Annotated in this window: 15 protein-coding genes; 12 read left to right on the forward strand and 3 right to left on the reverse strand. The window is 49.8% G+C overall.

What is annotated here, in order from left to right:
- Positions 1-247 precede the first annotated feature (247 nt).
- The 5 genes from HI950_RS22485 to HI950_RS36020 all read left to right on the forward strand — a co-directional run bounded on the left by HI950_RS22485 (position 248) and on the right by HI950_RS36020 (position 5,544).
- Entirely contained in the window at positions 248-1,555 is a 1,308-nt protein-coding gene (locus HI950_RS22485; RefSeq protein WP_223285447.1) for an ABC transporter substrate-binding protein, read from the forward strand.
- 58 nt (positions 1,556-1,613) lie between these two features.
- Entirely contained in the window at positions 1,614-2,501 is an 888-nt protein-coding gene (locus HI950_RS22490; RefSeq protein ID WP_169082624.1) for a carbohydrate ABC transporter permease, read from the forward strand.
- Positions 2,502-2,512: 11 nt separating this feature from the next.
- Positions 2,513-3,400 carry a carbohydrate ABC transporter permease gene (locus HI950_RS22495; protein ID WP_169082623.1) on the forward strand — a complete coding sequence of 296 codons (888 nt, stop codon included), beginning with the start codon at positions 2,513-2,515 and terminating at the stop codon, positions 3,398-3,400.
- Between the two features lie 66 nt (positions 3,401-3,466).
- Entirely contained in the window at positions 3,467-4,513 is a 1,047-nt protein-coding gene (locus HI950_RS36015) for a glycoside hydrolase family 76 protein (protein WP_223285435.1), read from the forward strand.
- Complete coding sequence (locus HI950_RS36020) at positions 4,510-5,544, forward strand: glycoside hydrolase family 76 protein (protein WP_223285436.1); 1,035 nt, start codon at positions 4,510-4,512, stop codon at positions 5,542-5,544. The genes HI950_RS36015 and HI950_RS36020 overlap by 4 nt, the downstream gene beginning before the upstream one ends.
- A gap of 136 nt (positions 5,545-5,680) precedes the next feature.
- Here the strand turns inward: HI950_RS36020 and HI950_RS22505 are convergent, their stop codons facing one another.
- On the reverse strand, positions 5,681-5,851 hold the full coding sequence (locus HI950_RS22505) for a helix-turn-helix transcriptional regulator (RefSeq protein WP_187768146.1): 171 nt from the start codon (positions 5,849-5,851) through the stop codon (positions 5,681-5,683).
- A gap of 222 nt (positions 5,852-6,073) precedes the next feature.
- Between HI950_RS22505 and HI950_RS22510 the strand changes: the two genes are divergently transcribed.
- Both HI950_RS22510 and HI950_RS22515 read left to right on the forward strand, forming a co-directional pair.
- Positions 6,074-7,156: a glycoside hydrolase family 172 protein gene (locus HI950_RS22510; RefSeq protein WP_169082621.1), complete on the forward strand. Its 1,083-nt coding sequence runs from the start codon at positions 6,074-6,076 to the stop codon at positions 7,154-7,156.
- Positions 7,157-7,381: 225 nt separating this feature from the next.
- Positions 7,382-8,980 carry an S-layer homology domain-containing protein gene (locus tag HI950_RS22515; RefSeq protein ID WP_169082620.1) on the forward strand — a complete coding sequence of 533 codons (1,599 nt, stop codon included), beginning with the start codon at positions 7,382-7,384 and terminating at the stop codon, positions 8,978-8,980.
- Between the two features lie 543 nt (positions 8,981-9,523).
- Here HI950_RS22515 and HI950_RS22520 read toward each other — a convergent pair.
- A complete protein-coding gene (locus HI950_RS22520) occupies positions 9,524-10,375 on the reverse strand; it encodes a helix-turn-helix domain-containing protein (RefSeq protein ID WP_169082619.1) in 852 nt (283 codons plus the stop codon).
- Between the two features lie 103 nt (positions 10,376-10,478).
- On the opposite strand from HI950_RS22520, the gene HI950_RS22525 reads away from it, so the two are divergent.
- Positions 10,479-12,803, forward strand: coding sequence for a glycoside hydrolase family 95 protein (locus tag HI950_RS22525; RefSeq protein WP_169082618.1), 2,325 nt, complete (start codon positions 10,479-10,481; stop codon positions 12,801-12,803).
- 69 nt (positions 12,804-12,872) lie between these two features.
- On the opposite strand, the gene pdxR is transcribed toward HI950_RS22525, so the two are convergent.
- The gene (gene pdxR / locus HI950_RS22530) at positions 12,873-14,246 is read right to left on the reverse strand and encodes a MocR-like pyridoxine biosynthesis transcription factor PdxR (RefSeq protein WP_169082617.1); all 1,374 of its coding nucleotides are present in this window, start codon (positions 14,244-14,246) and stop codon (positions 12,873-12,875) included.
- Between the two features lie 117 nt (positions 14,247-14,363).
- Between pdxR and HI950_RS22535 the strand changes: the two genes are divergently transcribed.
- The 4 genes from HI950_RS22535 (at position 14,364) to HI950_RS22550 (ending at position 19,246) form a co-directional block, all read left to right on the forward strand.
- Complete coding sequence (locus HI950_RS22535) at positions 14,364-15,296, forward strand: DMT family transporter (RefSeq protein ID WP_169082616.1); 933 nt, start codon at positions 14,364-14,366, stop codon at positions 15,294-15,296.
- A gap of 74 nt (positions 15,297-15,370) precedes the next feature.
- The gene (locus HI950_RS22540; RefSeq protein ID WP_169082615.1) at positions 15,371-16,651 is read left to right on the forward strand and encodes a DUF445 domain-containing protein; all 1,281 of its coding nucleotides are present in this window, start codon (positions 15,371-15,373) and stop codon (positions 16,649-16,651) included.
- A complete protein-coding gene (locus tag HI950_RS22545) occupies positions 16,651-17,985 on the forward strand; it encodes a DUF445 domain-containing protein (RefSeq protein ID WP_169082614.1) in 1,335 nt (444 codons plus the stop codon). Before HI950_RS22540 ends, HI950_RS22545 begins: the two co-directional genes overlap by 1 nt.
- Positions 17,986-18,160: 175 nt before the next feature.
- A complete protein-coding gene (locus HI950_RS22550) occupies positions 18,161-19,246 on the forward strand; it encodes a WG repeat-containing protein (RefSeq protein ID WP_187768147.1) in 1,086 nt (361 codons plus the stop codon).
- Positions 19,247-19,277: the final 31 nt, after the last annotated feature.

Consider the following 19,277-nt stretch of genomic DNA (forward strand, 5'->3'; position numbering starts at 1 on the left):
GTTCAAAATCATTGGATAAATGATTTTGGGCGTTCTTTTTTTGTTCCAATTGCTAGGCAAAGCGCGCAAATATACGTTCAAAGACGGCGGTAATAGAAGAGAATATACAGCTTTAAATGATATATTAGCATGGAAAAATGTCGAAATATATTTGAGTTGACATATACATTTTATGCTAATATACTAATCTCATGTAAGCGGTTACTATTTATCGAACAACATAAAAAAGGGAGGCATGGCAATGAGATTGAAGCAATGGCTAATGACGTTGACAGCAATGCTGCTCGTAGCATCGCTTATCGCGGGGTGCTCGGGCAACGCGAACCAGAAAGAGTCGAACGGTAATACGAAAGCGGAAGACGGAAATGCAAAAAACAGTAAGGCGGTTGAGCTGACCTTCTGGGGCGATTGGGGCGGCGAAGGGCAAATACAGTTTGAGACGATGGTTGATGCCTTTAATAAATCGCAAGATAAAATCCGCGTGAAATACGTGCTGCAGCAGGATATGATCACCAAGTTCCTAACGGCTGCTACCTCAGGCGGTTCACCGGACATTCTGTTCTGGGATCGCTGGAGAACGTCCCTTTACGCGCCTAAAAACGTGCTTCATCCGATCGATGAATATTTAGAGCGCGATGGCATTTCGCGTGATGATTATTATGAGGAGTCGTTAAAGGAGCTTTCTCTTAACGATAAGCTGTACGGACTGCCGCTTACGGTTGATGCGCGCGCTCTCTTCTATAATAAGAAGCTTCTTGCGGAAGCGGGCCTTGAGCCGCCGAAAACATGGGATGAGCTTGCCGCAGCCGCAGCCAAGCTAACGAAGTGGAATGGCAATAAGCTGGAGGTTGCAGGCTTCTCGCTTGGCGATGTGGGATTGTTCAACATGTATGTGCAGCAAGCAGGCGGGCAAATGATTACGGAGGACGGCAAAACCAATTTTAACAACGAGCAGGGCAAGCAGGTTTTGCAATATTGGGATCAACTGCTCAATCAAGATAAAGTGTATAAAGTCGGCTTTGAGCAAGGGTTAGGCGAAGGGCAGGACGCGTTCGTAACCGGCAAGCTTGCGATGCAGTATACAGGTCCATGGATGCTCAGCACTTATAAAAAATACGGTAAAGATTTGGAGTTTGGCATTGTGCCGCCGCCGGCAGGACCAAATGGCGACAAAGGAAGCGTCATGGGCGGTTTTGGCTTAGTTATTCCAGAAGGCGCGAAGCATAAAGAGGAGTCCTGGACGTTCATTAAATGGTGGCTTGCAAACAAAGACAATGCGCTGCTCTGGGCAAAAACGAGCTTGAACATTCCGGGCTACAAGCCGGCGCTCGAAGATCCGTTTTTCAAGGATGATCCGCTCTGGCAGCCGTTTATGGAGACGCTTGAGTTCGCGAAGGTACGTCCTAACCATCCTGGCTATTCGGTGATGGAGGGAGATGCTCTAATTCCGAATCTGCAGCTATTCCAGCAAAACAAGCAGAGCATTGAAGATACGCTTAAGAAATCGCAAGAGCAGGGCGATAAGCTGCTGAAGGACAATAGCGAGGTAAAATAAAGGGTAAAACAAAAGAAAGGGAGGCAAGCCTCCCTTTCTCCATGGAGGGGGAGTTTCTATGGCTTCCGTTAGAAAGCTGGATCGTCATCAGGCAAGAACGGCATACGCGTTCATTGCGCCAACCATGCTGTTGTTTCTTGTTTTTACCGTAATTCCTGTGTTTATGGCGCTATATTTGAGCTTCACCAACTATGATGTGCTAAGCCGGAAGGATTGGGTTGGCTTCGAAAATTACCGCCGGCTGCTGGATGATGAATTATTATGGGTTACGTTCAAAAATGTATTCCTTTATGCGGTCGTATTTGTTCCGTTCAACATTATTATTTCGCTCGCGCTTGGCATTCTGATGAACCGGGCATGGCGCGGCATTAAGCTATTCCGGACGTTGAATTATTTGCCGACGCTGACTTCATCCGTGGCAGCTGCTACCGTATGGATTTGGCTGCTACATCCAGAGTTTGGACTCGTTAATGGATTGCTCTCGTATGTCGGCATAACCGGACCTGCTTGGGTAGCCCAAACCGAGACGGCAATGCTCTCGATCATCATGGTGACGCTCTGGCAGTCAGTCGGCTCCAATATGATCATCTATCTTGCCGGTTTGCAGGGTGTTCCCGACTACTTATATGAATCGGCAAAACTCGACGGGGCGACCAAGATTGATTGTTTCCGGTTTATAACGTGGCCGCAGCTTAGGCCAACGACCTTCCTCGTCAGCACCTTATCGATTATCGGGGCGCTTCAGTTATTTGATCAAGCGTTTGTGCTTACTCAAGGCGGGCCGGCCAATGTGACCAAAACACCGGTATATCTGATCTACCAGCAGGGCTTTAATCAGCTGCAAATGGGTTATGCGTCAGCGCAGGCGTTTGTTCTGGCAGTAGCCATTCTCATTTTCTCCGTCATTAATATGAGGATTACTAAAGCGGAAGAGTCTGTGATATAGGGGGGACAAAAATGGAAACGATCGGAAATACCCCCTTAACAAAGGGATTGAAGAAAACGTTCTATTATGTCGTATGCGCCTTGATCGCGATCGTTATGTTTTTGCCCTTTTATTGGAGCGTGCTGACCTCCATTAAACCGGATGAGCAAATTTTTGCGATGCCGATCAAATGGCTGCCTACGGACATTACGTTTGAGCATTACAAAAAAGCGTTCACGACAGTGCCTTTTGGCTTGTATTTCTGGAATTCGTTTGTGCTTGCGGCTTCAGGGGTATTATTCAATCTCTTTTTGGGATCTTTAGCGGGCTATGCCTTCGCCAAGCTCAAATTTAAGCTGAGCCAGCCGCTCTTCCGGGTATTGCTCGCGGCGATGATGATTCCGGGAATCGTCACGATGATTCCAAGCGTTTATGTGCTGCAGCATCTTCCTTTGTTAGGCGGAAATGACCTGCTCGGAGCAGGCGGGCACGGGCTGATGAACTCCTTTTGGGGCATTATTTTGCCTGGCGCCTCGGGAACGTTTGCGGTCTTCTTTATGCGGCAATTTTTTCTTACGCTGCCTACCGATATGCTGGAGATGGCACGGATCGAGGGCTGCGGCGAATTTATGATTTTCTGGCGCATCTATTTGCCGCTCACAAAGCCCGCGCTCGCTACGCTGGGGATATTTACGTTTCAAGCGGGCTGGAACAGCTTTCTGTGGCCGATGATCGTGTTAAATGATCCGACAAAGGCGACGGTTCAAATGGGTTTGCAAGCTTTCTCCTACAACTTTCAAACGGATTTTGGACCTATGATGGCAGGTGCCTTGGTCGCTATATTGCCGATTCTCATTTTGTTCCTGCTGCTGCAGCGTTACTTTGTTCAAGGCATAGCCTTTAGCGGAATCAAAGGTTAACGGTTGGAGCTGGCATATGTGGAGCTGGAAGCTAAGAAAGAATAATGACATAAGGGGAGAAGACAGATGAACAAAATGGCGGTTGGCGTATGGGAGAAGCGGGCTGATGAGGCTCAAGCAGCGCTGGAGCATTATTTTTGGAATGATGCGATACGCATGTACAACATTGAGACGCCTTGCCCAGGCGGCAAATGCAATACGATTTTTCATTATTGGTGGATGGCGCATGCGGTTGACGTGCTGGTAGATGGCTTGGTTCGAACAGGCGATACGCGTTATTCCGAAAAGCTGCCCATTTTCCTTGAAGGGATACGGGAGAGAAACGGCGGTTTTCTGCCTAACCATTTATACGATGATATGGAATGGATGGCGCTCGCTTGGCTGCGCGCTTATGAGGCAACCGGTGAACAGAAATACAAGGAAGCGGTTTTAGAATTGTGGGACGATATTAAAACCGGCTGGAATGACCATATGGGCGGCGGCATCGCATGGCAGAAAACGCAGCTGGATTATAAAAACACGCCAGCTAATGCGCCGGCTGCTATTTTGGCAGCGCGATTGTATCAAGCGTTCAAGGATGAAAATGATTTGGAATGGGCGCTCAAAATTTATAAGTGGCAAAAGGATCATCTCGTTGACCCGGATACCGGCTTCGTGTGGGACGGCATGAACCGCAACGGCGACGGCGCCATCGATAAAGAATGGAAGTTTACGTATTGCCAGGGCGTATTTATCGGCGCAGCCGTCGAGCTATTTCGAGTGAGCGGCGAGCAGGCGTATTTGGACGATGCTGAGCGTTCCTTCGAGGCAGCGATCTCGGAGCTGACAGATCCTGTAACGGGCATATTGCCGGATGAGGAGACGGGGGACGGCGGTTTGTTCAAAGGCATTCTCATTCGTTATGCGGCGGAGCTGGCGAAGGAAGCTGGCGGCAATAACCGCGCTTGGCAGCTGCTGCAGGCGAATGCGGAACAGCTTTGGCAAAGCGGCAAAGCGGACGATAAAGCATTGTTTAATCAAAATTGGACAGAAAAGCCAGGCGAGCTCGTTACGCTAAGCGTGCAGCTAAGCGGCGTGATGCTGCTGGAGAGAATGGCGGAGCGGCGCGGATGAGCGATAGGAATTGGACTGATTTTGCACAGGATGCTCTGATTGGGAATTACTGGAACGAGACTGCTTCCATTATGAATCAATGGTATCCGCAGGAGGCAAACCGGCCTGGCGAAAACTATTATTACTGGTGGCAGGCACATGTGATCGACGTATTTGTAGACGGGCTGACCCGCACGGGCGACAGCCGGTATCGGGATCGAATTGATGCGATTTACGATGGGATACGAAGGAGCAACGGCGGAACGTTTTTGCACCATTATTATGATGATATGGAATGGCTCGCTTTGGCTTTGCTTAGAGCCTACCAAGCCGTTGGAAATGAAGCGTACAAGCACAGTGCCCTAGCGTTGTGGGCGGATATTCAGACGGCTTGGAGCGACAATTTGGGCGGCGGAATGGGATGGAACAAAGGGCAATTGGATTATAAAAATACGCCGGCCAATGCGCCTGCTGCCATACTCGCCGCAAGGCTGTATCAATGCTTTGGAGACGAAGCGGATTTGGAATGGGCTTTGAAAATATATAAATGGAACAAAGAAAATCTGGTTGATCCTGAAACCGGCTTCGTATGGGATGGCATGAACCGATTAGGCGATATGCAGATCGATTATGACTGGGCATTTACCTACTGCCAAGGGGTATACATCGGCGCAGGCGTTGAGCTGTATCGCTGTACCGGAAATCAGCAGTTTCTGGATGAGGCGAGACGAACATCGCAAGCATGCATCGCGAGATTATGCAGGCCGGAAAATCTTGTTTTGCCAGATGAGGGCATCGACGATACGGGGCTCTTCAAAGGAATTTTGGTAAGGTATTTGGTCGAGCTGCTGCGGACTGCGCCGGAAATGAACGATGTGCGGGAGGTTATCCGGGCAAATGCTGCAATTTTGTTGGAGCATGGACTGGAGAAGGAAAGCGGCTTATGCGGCCCGTCGTGGGAGAGCCCTCCCGTGCTGCCTGTTCAGCTAAGCGTCCAGCTTAGCGGTGTCATGCTGCTCGAAGCAGCCGAAGCGATTAATCGATTGGAGTAAAAGAAGCCCGCGTTTTGCTGCGTGTGGCGAGCTGTGACCCGTAAGAAAGTCACTTTTTGACGGTGTCGATGTTACGAAAAACAGCTCAATGGCAGCTTAACGGGGGGCTTTTTTGTTTGTTTTTGATGTACGGATATTAGAGGTCGTTTAGGCCCGTGAAGGTTAGAATGAATTTGCGCGGCGACATCGCTTCGATTTGCTTGAAGGCTTTGCTGAACGCGAGGACGCTGCCGTAGCCGACCTTCTCGGCGATGGTCGTAAATAGCTTGGTCATGAATGCTTTTTTTGATTTGGAGAACGTTTCCATTCTATCCCGTCAAATTAGCAGGATTGGACAAATAATAACAAGCTGAAATAAAGAAGTTCTAAAAAAACTGTGATAACATAAGCAATGTAAACGGAAACAAGAACTAAAGAGCTTGGATAGCAAATAACATCTTTTATTATATGATAGCGCTGTACAATCATCAAACGATGACGCATATCATCGCTTGTATTGCTGTTTTTATAAGGAAGGGAGCATTCGGTTATGAGTCGATTCAACGGGCTAGATATGGGAATAGGCAGCTTGGCTAGAATTTCTGACGCACAGACTCGCTCGATAAGCGCAGAAAATGTTAACGGTGAAAAAGGCAAGGGCGGGATGGCAACGGAAGGTACCGGCGCGAATTGCGCGCGCGATCTAGGGATTGGCTGGAAGGTGTCTCCTTCGGTGGAAATCGCGGCAGGAGCAACGTATACAATGGCGGATATAGACGGTCCGGGTGCGATACAACATATATGGCTGACATGCGCTCCAACGAATTGGAGAAACATGATTCTCCGTATGTATTGGGACGATGAGGAGCTGCCTTCGGTAGAGGTTCCGATCGGAGACTTCTTCTGCAACGGCTGGCAGGAGCGAAGCGATGTGAATTCTCAGCCAGTAGCCGTTAATCCGGCAGGCGGGATGAACAGCTACTGGCTGATGCCGTTTCGGAAGCACGCCAAAATAACCGTCGAGAACAAAGCGACCGATAAGGCCGTGCTCTATTACCAGGTCGATTACACGTTAACAGATGTGCCTGACGACATGGCATATTTCCATGCCCAGTGGCGAAGATCCAATCCCGTGCCGTACGGCGAAGTACATACGATACTGGATGGCGTAACCGGAAAAGGACATTATGTGGGAACTTATTTGGCTTGGCAGGTTAACAATACTGGCTGGTGGGGCGAGGGCGAAATCAAGTTTTTCATGGACGGGGACAAGGAGTTTCCTACGATATGCGGAACAGGCACGGAGGATTATTTTGGCGGGGCTTGGAACTGGGAGCAGCCGCATGGGAAATACGCCACTTATTCGACCGCGTATCTGGGCATGCACCAGCTTATTAAGCCGGATGGCTTGTATCGCAGCCAGCAGCGGTTCGGGATGTACCGCTGGCATATTATGGACCCGATCCGGTTCCATAGCGACTTGAAAGTGACGATTCAGGATCTCGGCTGGCGTTCGGGAGGAAGGTATTTGCCGCAGCAAAGCGATATTGCTTCAACGGCATTCTGGTACCAGCTGGAGCCGCATGCTCCGCATCCTTCCCTGCCGTCCAACGATGAGCGGGAAGTCATTTGACGAATTTGATCCGCTTGCAAATGAAATTGTGAGAAATGATCTGAAAAGCCATTCGATTGGAGCGATAGCGTTCCGAGCGTGTGGCTTTTTTCGATAGGTTCCATAAGCTGGTCTAATTGGACTTTTGATGGGAAATGGTATATGATTCTATCGACAAAATTGATAGAGTAATAGCTTTACTCTAAAAGGGAGAGGGATGTATTGAAGTTTAGGGGAAAAACGACGATGCTTATTGGAATCCTTATGCTGTTCATGATCGGAACGTCGTTGCAGGCGTTTGCTTATGATGCGCAATTGAAACTATATCGCGATGTGCCGGAGAAGGATTGGGCAGCAGAATCCATTTACCGTTTAGTCGCTCTTGGCGTCGTATCCGGCTATGAGGACGGTACTTACCGGCCAAGTGCGGAGCTTACAAGAGAGGCATTCGTTAAGCTGCTGGTAGAATCGGTTAATCCAGTAATCGAGAAAGAGAAGACGTCTGCACTCTCGGACGTGGCGAAGGATCGCTGGTCGTACGGATCCATTAAGCTTGCTTATGACGCAGGATGGCTGGATTTGCTTGTCAAAGACGGCAAATTTAATCCAAGCCAAAGCATCAAGCGTGAGGAAGTTGCGGCATTAACCGCCTTCGCTTTGCTGCAGGGCAAAACCGCGGAGGAGAAAAAGCAGTGGCTCGAAGTGGACTGGCTTCCGGCACGCGAGCAAGCTGCCTTTGGCGATGTGGAGAAAATTGATCAAAAGCTCGCTCCTTATGTGCTGAGAACATACTCCGACGCTATTATGAAAGGCGACGATAAAGGCTTGTTCCTTCCGAAAAAGTCGTTAACTCGCCGCGAGGCAGCGTCGATTATCGATCGGATGATCGGCTTCCGAAATGACGGCCGCGAGCTTGACATATCCGCATTTTATGCGGCCTCTGGACCTTACAAGAAGCATGAGCGTTTCGCTTCCGCGGATGAAATCATCTTCGATTGGGCGAAGCTGGACTATCAAGGAGCTGGCAAGGCATCGGTAGCCCTGACGCCGCCGGCCGATTGGCAGCAGGCCATAACTGCGGCAGAGAACAGCCAATCCACAAAAACGCTAATGATTTTTGCAAATACAACATTTCAAAAGCTTGGCGATTTTGTGATGGATGCTGAAGCTCGCCAAGCATTCGCTGTTTCTGTCGGGGAGGCCGTCGCCAATGCTTCGTACGGATTTGAGCGTGTAGCGATTGACTTTGAGGGCCTTGTGCCGGCATCCTATAAAGAGCCGCTCAATGAGCTGCTACGCGCGATCAAGGCGGAGCTTGGTGAAGCTGAGCTGACGGTTGTCGTGCCGCCATCCTATTATTACGCGGGCTATGATTACAAGCAGATCGGCGAGCTTGCCGACCGGGTCGTCCTGATGGCTTATGAATTTACGCATGAAGAAAGCGGACTGCCGTCTGCTCCGCTTACGCTGGTAGGCGACGCTGCGCGGGATGCGCTTAAGTATATTCCGGCGGACAAGCTGCTGCTTGGCATATCGAAGCAGGCAAACCAATGGACTACTGGCGCGGATGGCAAAGTAGAGTTTTTCCGGTCGCCAGCCATTGCCGCAGTCGAAAGCCGAATTGCGGAACCGGGGACAACATCAGTCATGCAGCTGCCTTATTTTTTGAATAAGGTGACTTTTACGGATACAAGAGGCTCGCACCTGATGTGGTACGAGAACGCGCAGAGCATTCAAGCCAAAATGCGTTTGGCGAAGGAGCTGGGGCTGCGCGGGGTTGCCCTGTGGCAGATCAACCAGCTGACGGATGAAGATTGGACGATGATTTCTTCGTTTAATAAATAGGATTTATAGAATAGGACGGAGCAGGATGTTATCTGCTCCGTCCTATTTTTTTGTTGTGGTCATGGCGCGGGCTGCGAGCTGGAATAAGTCTACTTTCTAGACGTATTCCTGCGACATTAGCTAGTTTGGCGGGAATAGATCTATTTTCTAGATCTATTTTCTCAGGAGCGGCGCGTAGAAGGGCAATTGGCGGGCTATGAGCTGGAATAAGTCTACTTTCTAGACGTATTCCGGCGATATTAGCTAGTTTGGCGAGAATAGATCTATTTTCTAGATCTATTATCGCAGGTGTAGCGCGTAGAAGGGCAAGTGGCGGGCTGCGAGCTGGAATAAGTCTACTTTTTAGACGTATTCCTGCGAAGTTAGCTGGTTTGGCGGAAATAGATCTATTTTCTAGATCTATTTTCGCAGGAGCGGCGTGTAAAGGTGGGCTTGATCTATTTCCGCGGCAGCAGCGCAGCTAGACTATCCTCTAATGGGACACTCCTTAGTTTTTTACCCTTCTATCTTAGATTCTTCCATCGTTTGTTTATGAAGGCGCTTTTATAATGAGGTTAGCGGATGCTGATGATTATAGGCAGCACGATATTCAGTTGGGGATAGGCTCGCCTCCTTACGGAAAAATTTCGTGAAATGATTCGTTTCCTTGAAGCCGGTTTGATCGGCGATTTCTTTAATGCTTAGCGAAGTCGTCGTTAAAAGCTGCTTGGCGCGATCGGTTCGTTTGCGGCTGACGTATTTAAGCGGCGGAACGCCAAAATGCTTTTTGAAATAGGAGCTAAAATAGTTGGGATGGAGATGGACGGCTTCCGCCATTTGATCGACGCTGATGCTCGTGTGAAGGCGGCTGTCCACATATTGCGCAATGACTCGCAAACGGTTCATTTCCTCTGTTCGGTGCTGAAGCACTCGAAGCGGAACCGACTCAAGGAAGCGGCTAACGATTTCAAGCAGCACCGCTTTCTCGCGGAGCCTGGCAACAATAGTCGTCTGCTCGTGCCAAGCGATCAGCTCTTGAAACAAATGAGTCATGTTGTCTATGTCTTCGATGTTGATGCAAAGAGGGACGCCAATCCACTGAAACAGGTCGAGGGGGCCCGCCAGAATGCTGAAATGGCACCAATATTTTAAGTAAGGACGATCATTTAAGGTTGAAAAGGATACTTTCGCATGTGCGGGCGTCAGAAAAAGTTGACCGGGCTTCGGATAATAATCAACATCGCCGATTCGAATCCAGCCCTCACCCTCGCAAATGAAATACAGCTTGTTGTACGCAGGAAAGGAGTTATTTTCTCCCCAATGAAGCTGTACCTGCGTTTTATGCGCGATGAGCAACTGCAGCTGCAGCGATTGCAGCAAATCGGATAACGCTTGTTGTTCGCTTGTTCTGATCACCTGCTAAGCACCGCCATCCGCTGTTTTTTAAAGAAGGATTATTAATATAGTAATGGATTGCTTCAGCAAATAATAGATTCGGCTATAAAAAGGAGAATAAAAGATGACTCAGCAAACGGAAAATCGATTATGGTACAAGCAGGCGGCCACAGTATGGGAGGAGGCGCTGCCGGTTGGCAACGGAAAGCTGGGCGGCATGGTATTTGGAGACACGCACCGCGAGAGAATGGCGCTGAATGAAGATAGCGTATGGTATGGCGGGCCGCGTGACCGCAACAATCCAGATGCGCTGCTTCAACTCGATAACATTCGCAGCCTTCTAAAGGAAGGGCGTCTGCGCGAAGCACATTCCTTGTCGGCGATGGCTCTCTCCGGCGTTCCAGAAACGCAGCGCCATTATATGCCGCTTGGCGATTTGCAGCTGAACTTTCGCTATGCGAACGAGGGCGATGTGAAGGCATATACGAGAGAGCTGGATTTGTACAGCGGCATTGCAACGGTCGCTTTTAGTCAAGGAGAGACGTCCTATCGTCGTGAAACGTTTGCGAGCTTTCCCGATGAGGCGCTTGTGACACATTTGACTGCGGATAAGCCGGGCAGCATCAGCTTCACAGCCCGCCTGCTGCGTGGGCGAAATCGTTATTACGACGAATTAGTGAAGGCTGACGGAAGCACGATTGTCATGTGCGGCGTATGCGGGGGTTCAGGCGGCTCGGATTTCCGGATGGCATTGCGCGCTGTAGCGGCAGGCGGCTCGTTGTCGATTATCGGCGAGCATCTCGTAGTAGAGGGAGCAGATAGCGTAACGCTGCTGCTAACAGCTGCTACGTCGTTCCGGCATGACGATCCGGAGTCCTATGTGGTGGGTACAATTGTCAATGCAGCGGCAGCTGGTTATGAGACGCTCAAGGCTCGCCATATTCAGGATTTTACCGCATTATCGGAGCGGGTGAAGCTTCGCCTATCCGATGATGGCGCTACAAGCGCTGCCTCTATGCCAACCGATGAGCGTCTTAAGCGGGTTCAATCGGGCCGGCCGGATGCGGGATTGACGGCGCTATACTATCAGTATGGCCGTTACCTGCTCATCTCGAGCAGCCGGCCAGGCTCGCTGCCTGCCAATTTGCAAGGTATTTGGAACGAGCAAATGCTGCCGCCTTGGGACAGTAAATATACGATCAATATTAATACGCAAATGAATTATTGGCCGGCTGAGGCGGGCAATCTGGCAGAATGCCATGAGCCGTTGTTCGATCTGCTGGAGAGGATGCGCGAGCCTGGCAGAGTAACGGCCCAAGCGATGTACGATTGCGGAGGCTTCGTTGCCCACCATAATACCGACATTTGGGGCGATACGGCTCCGCAGGACATCTATTTGCCGGCTTCCTATTGGACGATGGGGGCTGCATGGCTTTGCTTGCACTTATGGGAGCATTATGAATACGGGCTTGATGCAGCGTTTCTTGAACGGATCTATCCGACCTTGAAGGAGTCGGCGCAATTTTTCGTCGATTTCTTAAGAGAGACGGAGGAAGGCTTGCTCGTTGCCAATCCATCCGTATCACCGGAAAATACGTATATGCTTCCAAGCGGAGAATCGGGGACGCTTTGCATCGGAGCTTCCATGGACAGCCAAATTTTATATGAATTGTTCACGGCATGCGCCGAAGCAGCGAAAGTTCTTGGCATCGAGCCATCGGAGCAGCAGCATTGGGAGCAAATGCGAGCACGCTTGCCGGAGCCTGCTATCGGCAAATACGGGCAAATTCAGGAGTGGATGGACGATTACGAGGAAGCGGAGCCGGGACATCGCCATATCTCCCATTTGTTCGCCCTACATCCAGGCAGGCGCTTTACGGTTAGAGGTACGCCGGAATGGGCGGCTGCTGCCAGAGTAACGCTTGATCGCAGGCTGGCAAGCGGCGGCGGCCATACCGGCTGGAGCCGGGCTTGGATCATCAACTTCTGGGCAAGGCTGGAGGACGGCGAGAAAGCTTATGAAAATGTGCAAGCGCTGCTAGGCCACTCAACGCTTCCGAACCTGTTCGACAATCATCCCCCTTTCCAAATCGACGGCAATTTCGGCGGGACGGCAGGCATAACGGAAATGCTGCTTCAATGTCATGCAGGAAGCATCCACTTGCTGCCGGCATTGCCTGCGGCATGGGCAGATGGCGAAGTAACGGGCTTGCGCGCAAGAGGCGGCTTTGAGGTGGATATGCGCTGGTCGGCTGGGAAGCTGATAGAGGCTCGGATTCGCGCGAGTGCTGCTCATCTCTGCTCCGTACAAACGAGCTGTCCGATAGTAGTCACAAATAACGGCAGTGAAGTGCAGAACATGAGCAGCGAACAAGGACTCCTTACTTGGATGGCAGAGGCGGGAGCCGAATATGTGCTAGAGACGGTCGCTGCCATCCATAGCTCGTGAACTAACCGATCAAATTTCACCAAGCAGAAACCAGCCGTCACCAACCAAGTTGGATGGGCTGGTTTTGGCTTAACCCCTTAATGCTCTCCCAATTCTGCGAACCCCCTCATCGATCTGTTGTTCATCCAAGTGGCCATAGCCGAGCAGCAGCCTGTTGTAAGGCAATATAACTGCATATACCTCTTCTTCCTTTAGTCGATTGCCAAAATCGTCCGGCAGCGGGTAAACAAACTCCACTACAAGATGCAAGCCTGCCGCTTTGCCCATAACCCGAAATTCGACGCTGAGCTGATCGTTCAAGGCGACAACCAGATGCTCGCGCCTCTTTTTGTATAGCTTTTTCATTTTTAAAATATGGGCGTTTAAGTATCCCTTCGTCATAAAACGGATCAAGGCAAGCTGCTCGATGCTCGGCGTTTGGTAATCAGACAGCTTCTTAAGCTGTCTGCACGGCTCTACTAACGACTCGGGAACGATCATATAGCCGATCCGCAGCGAGGGAAACATGATTTTGCTGAACGTACCGATGTAGATGACCTGCTCCGGGCATAGGCTTTGCAACGAATGGAGGGGCGCTCCGTCATATCGGAATTCGCTGTCATAGTCGTCTTCAAGAATGTAGCTGCCGCAGCGGCGGGCGTACTCCACTAATTCAATCCGCCTTTGAATCGGTAAAATGCCCCCTAGCGGAAATTGATGGGAAGGGGTCGCATAAATACATGTTGGAGACATGCCTACCGGCAGCTTTTGCGATTGAAGACCCCAATCATCAACCGGTATTTCATGCAGCTTCGCGCCGGTGGAGGTCAAAATGTTTTTTAAATCCTCATTGGAAGGTTCCTCCGCAAAAACAGTATCCCCTGATTGGAGCAGCAGCCTAACGATCAGCTGCAGCGCTTGCACGGCTCCGCTCGTAATGACGATATGCTCCGGCTTGCTGATCACCCCTCTTATTCTCCTCAAATGCTTGGCCAACAAGCTTCGCAGCTCGTAATTTCCAGAAGGATCGCCATAGGCAAGCTCAGAGCTAGAGGAATTCATGCACACGCTTTGCAAAATGGAGCCCCATTGCTTCATCGGGAATAGATCCAGAGCCGGTAAACCGGTGCGAAACGAAATGCCAGCCAGCTCCGATGATTTCAACGCTGCGGGCGCAGCAGGAGGTTCTCCATCAGGCGCTGCCGACGTGTAGCCAGCAAGGCAAGCGCCCTCCGCTACAAAAGTGCCCGAACCCGAGCGGCCTGTAATATACCCCTCGGCCAGCAGCAGCTCGTAAGCCTCCAGGATCACATTGCGCGAGACATTAAGCTGCTCTGCCAGCTCCCGAGTAGAGGGAAGCTTGCTGCCAGCATGCAGCTGACCGGCAAGAACAGCACCTTGAAGGGCATCGAACACTTGACGAAACATGGGCACACTAGCGTGCTTATCAATAGAAAACCACAAATGGTCCAGTCCTCCTCATAAAGCGGTACTCTCAAATAGGCTGTGTAATGGCACTACAACAAACCAATTCCCCTTTGCTACAGTATATAGGAACCAAAAGAAGAGGGGTTGTTGAATTTGAATCATTCTCGTATATTTGCTTATTTCGAGCTTGCCATTGCATCTATTCTCGTCGGAAGCTCCGTTGTGGTCGGCAAAATAACAACGATGCAGATGCCCGTCTTTCTGTCTCAGACGATAAGCCTCTCGGTTGCCTTGCTGCTGTTGATTCCTATCTTATTGCTAAAAAGCGGCGGTCCGATTCTAGTGGGGAGAAAGGATTTATTTGTTCTCTTATTGCAAGCGTTTCTTGGCATGTTCATGTTCCGCGTGCTTATGCTGTATGGCTTGCGAACAGCGCATGCTGCGGAAGCCGGCATCGTGACCAGCTTAACTCCGGCAATCGTAGCATTTCTTTCGGTTATATTCTTGAAGGAGCTGTTAACGATACGTCTCAAAATAGGCATCTTGTGCTCGCTGCTAGGCATATTGAGCATGCAGGTGCCCGGCTGGCTGCTGCCATCCTCCGAGATACAGCCGCAAGGGTTATACATTGGACTTTTACTCCTATTAGGCGCCGTAAGCGGGGAAGCGATGCTTACCATCCTGCGCAAAATGACAACAAGCAACGTATCCTCCTTGCTCGGCACGACTTACGTGACTTTATTTTCGTTTTTGATGTTTTTGCCTTTTTCCTTTGCCGAGGCATTAACCTATGATTTTGGCCAGCTAAGCTTAGAGGACATCGGGCTTCTGCTATACTATGGCATTTTCGTAACAGCAATTGCTTATATTTTATGGTTTCGCGGCGTCTCCAAGGTGTCCGCTGCAACGGCAGCCGTTTATACGAGCTGCATTCCCGTAAGCACGCTGCTGCTCTCTTATGCAGTGCTGCACGAGCCGTTCTCATGGACGCATGTCGCAGGCGGCGCTTTTGTTTTTTTAGGCATATGGCAAGTGTCTAGAAGCACAAAAGATGATGGCGTACAGAGGTCGAATTCGTTGTTTTGAAAGCTCCATTGTTTCATACCACATAGATATGGGATAATTACTCACGTAACGATCATCAGGAATGGAGCTTGTTTATGAACAAATTCAGCATTAAGAAAAAAGCGGATTTAGCGCTGCTCTTCTCCGCTATCGGAATATTTGCTGCTTTTCCCTTTCACGATACGTTTATGGGGGGACTTTTATTCTCTCTCTTTAGCGCTGCAACGATCGGCGGACTCGCTGATTCCTTTGCGGTAAGCGCCTTGTTCGGCAATCCTTTGAGGATCAAGTGGCCGTCATGGATGGGCACCAACATCATTTCTCGCAACCGGGAACGGTTAATTGGCGAGCTTGTGAAGATGGTGCAAAATGAATTGCTGACCATTCCGAACATTAAGGAGAGGCTGGACGAGTACAACATCGCGGATGTACTGGTCACTTATTTGAAGCAGCATGGCGGCGAAGAGGGCATCAACGATATTTTGCAGCAGGTGGCAGACGATGTCATTACGACGATTGATTTGCAGGAGCTGGCCAAAATGGTGCAAACCTTCTTGTTCGAGCATGCCGATTCGATTCCAGTAGCGGATATCGCGGCTGATGCCGGCGATTGGACGATTCGAAATGGATACGATGACCGTATAATCGAATTTATTATTCCAGAGCTTATAAAAATCGTGAAGTCGGCGCCTTTTGAAGCCGTCGTCAGCCAAATCGTAGATTCTGCGATTCGCTCTTATGAAGGGGATCAATTCCGCAGGAAGCTGATTGATGTTTCAGCAGGCTTGGAATCGGCGAATATTAGCGGCAAGCTGCAGCAGTGGCTGGTGTCGTTTCTGGAGAAATTCCATTCCGAGGACCACCCGCAGCGCCAGAAGCTTAAAGCTTTTATAGCCCAATTTGTTGCTAGGCTTCGTACAGATGAGCAGCTGCGCAGCCGAATTGAAGCGGGCAAGGCGGCCCTTCTCTCATCTGTGAAGGAAGCGATCAAGCTTGATGTTTACATACAGCGAGGACTGGAGTCCATTCGCAGTGCCGCAGCAGCGAATGCGGAGGGGCAGCTTGCGCGTTATCCATGGATTAAGGAGAAGCTGCATGAAGGCATTAAGACGTTGGAGGGCAACAAGGAGCTGCTCACCCGCATTGATCAATACGTCAAGACAACCGTGCTCAAGTGGATGGAGCAGAAGCATTCGTACATCGGCAGGATGGTGACCGACAAGCTGAACAGCTTCTCTGAAGAGGAGCTTATCGAGCTGGTAAAAGAGAAAGCGGGACGCGATTTGCAATACATTCGGATTAACGGCATGGGAGTTGGAGCGCTTATTGGCGTAGTGCTGCATCTAGCAACCTTTTGGATCGGAGGGCAAGCATAATGGCAATGAGAAAAAAAGCAAATCGCAGCTTAATTTTGTTAGCCGTCTTATTCGTCCTTGCTGCTTGCTGCTTGTATGTGTTTCCGGACAATTGGTGGACCCGAATGCTGCTTTACACGACTGAAGCAGGTCTTGTCGGAGCATTGGCCGATTTGTTTGCGGTAACGGTTCTATTTCGCCATCCATTTGGTTGGAAGTGGATTCCGCATACGGCAATAATTCCGAGAAATCGCGATAAGCTGATTGAAGGCGTCGCGAATATGGTCGAGCAGCAATTGCTCAGCAAAGATTTGCTAAAGGATAAAGTGAGCCAGATCTCTCTTGTTGAGATCGCGATTGCATGGGTAGACCGCCGTCCAGGCGGCATGCTCGCGGAGCAGGGCTGGCGGCTCGTGTCGGGGCTTCTGGCTAAGCTGGATCTTAAAGGGCTATCCGTCGTTTTGGATGAGAAAGCTCGCAAAAGCTTAAGCAACGTTAATATGTCACCTTATGCAGGCAAGGCGCTGAAGTGGGTGATGGATCAGGGCAATTTTCAAAGCTGGCTCAATTATGTCGTTGAGTTTGCGGCTGTGAAGGCTGCCGATGAGCAGACAAAGCTCGTTATCCGGGAGCTGCTTGGCAAGGAGAAGGAGAAATTCGTTAACCAAGGAAGCATTTTTTCCAAGTGGCTCAAAAAAATGGCTGTCGAAATCGCGGAATCAACCAATGCGCTTAACCTCGACGATGCGACTAATGTGTTATATGACGATTTGCAGCGATTAATCGATGACTTGCGAAATCCGCAGCATGAGCTTCGCGTTTTGATTGAAGACATGGTGTATCAGCTGGCTGACCATTTGCAAAATCGCGAGGACGTTTCTGCTGCTGTCAACGAGTGGAGAGACGAGGTCATCGAGAAAATTTCTTTTCTGCCTTCGATTGAAGCCTTGCTTGGCAATGTGAGACAGCTGTTGATGAAGGGTCAGGGCATGCAGCTTGTTGTGTTAGAGAAGCATTCCGTTAATCATACCGACATAAAGGATTTGATTAATCAGTTTATTAAATCTTATTGGGACTGGTTTAAGGCGAGTGAGGAAACGAAGAGCTGGCTGGAGCAATATGCCCAAAAATTCGTTCATAAAATGATCGATACGGAGCATGCGATTATCGGTGTCATCGTGCGCAAGACGCTGGATAGCTTTACGGAGCAGAAGCTGGTGTACTTCATTGAGAGCAAGGTCGAGACCGATCTGCAGCGTATTCGTTTGAACGGAGCGTATATTGGGTCAGCGCTTGGAGCCGCCTTTTATCTCCTGCTGCATGGCGTTTACGAGCCGATATTACGATTGTTTTGACGCGAAGCCCTTACTCATTAGTTCTGCTAATGGGAAGGGCTTTTTTTGTTCCTGCCTTACTCTGTTTTTTTCTTTGAAACATTCGATGTAGATCAAGTATAAAGGTCTCACAACAAAACAGGTTGAGCTGTCGTCTATACTAAATAATGGATACAACTAGTGAGGGAGCGTGAGCTTGTTGCTTAAAAAGATCGCTGCAATCGCCGGATTGGCGGTAATGGTGTTCGTACTTGCCAGGTTGGGGCAAGGCCAGGTGAAGGTAGCGTTAGCCGCAGAGGCGGCTGTAGAGGTGATGGAGAATGTTAATCTGTATCCTATCGAGGACAAGGGCAAATACGGATTCATTAACAGCAAAGGCGAGATGGTGATCGAGCCGATCTACGATAGCCTCGGATATTCTTTCCAGCCTAGAGGCTCGGTCCAAGAGGAAGACCGCGTTGTCAAGAAGCAGATTTACTTCAGCTTCATGGGAGAACAGCAGCTCGTGTGTACGCAGAGGAACTGTGGGGTTCTGTATGATGGGTTAGCGTTGTATATGGCAAAAGTTCAGGCAGCCGACAGCACCACCGTGACAAGGTTCGGATATATCGACAGTAAAGGGAAGGTTGTCATTCAGCCGATCTACAACACAGCTTATAATTTTTCCGAAGGCTTGGCGCGAGTCAATCAGGGGAAAGCTTCCGGTTATATCAATACGAAGGGCGAGCTGGTCATACCGTATCGTTTCAGCAAAACTTCCGATTTCTCCGAAGGGTTGGCGGCTGCCAGCCTGACAGTAGGTGGAAAATACGGATTTATCGATCCTTCCGGCAAGTTCGTCATCTCTCCCGGATTCGACTATGTGTATCTATTCTCCGATGGAGCGGCCGCTGTGATGCTGAACGGCAAATACGGATACATCGACAAGACGGGTAAATACATTCTGCCTCCTGAGTTAACTATGGCGCAGCCTTTCTCGGAAGGTCTGGCATTCGTCGAACGCAATGGGGTATCTTTCTACATCAACAAGAAGGGCGAGAAGACCATTCAAAATCTTACGGCTGGAGGAACGTTCTCGGGCGGTTTGGCTCCTGCAAGCAGAGGGCAAACCTATGGATATATCAATAAGTCTGGCACCTTCGTTATCAAGTCACAGTTCGAATGGGCCAATTCCTTCTCCGGTGATCTGGCGGAGGTTTATTTGCCCAGTTCAGAATCCCCCTACTATGTGAGTGGATTTATCGACCGCCGCGGGACAATCGTATGGCCGCCTCAATCATAAGAGTAGAACAGAAGACAAGGATTGAAAATGT

Source organism: Paenibacillus sp. PL91 (assembly GCF_012935325.2).
Taxonomy (GTDB): Bacteria; Bacillota; Bacilli; order Paenibacillales; family Paenibacillaceae; genus Pristimantibacillus.